General features: G+C 40.9%; 1 tRNA gene. It reads left to right on the forward strand.

Annotated features, from left to right (window positions below):
- A tRNA-Val gene (locus Q1A01_RS23825) sits at positions 1–74 on the forward strand.
- Positions 75–225: the final 151 nt, after the last annotated feature.

Genomic DNA, 225 nt, shown 5'->3' on the forward strand with positions numbered 1-225 from the left:
GGCGCGTAGCTCAGTTGGTTCAGAGCACTTGGTTTACACCCAAGGGGTCAGGGGTTCGAATCCCTTCGCGCCCACAAAGGCTTTCAGAAATGAAAGCCTTTTTTTATGCCCTAAAATCACACCCCCTATACTTTTCTAACATAAAAATGGATCAAGACCAATTGTTGTGTTTATGCAAATATTCTAGTTAATCTAAAGAGGAAGAATTCTACATTTTTGACACCT

This window comes from uncultured Dokdonia sp. (genome assembly GCF_947492815.1).
GTDB lineage: Bacteria > Bacteroidota > Bacteroidia > Flavobacteriales > Flavobacteriaceae > Dokdonia.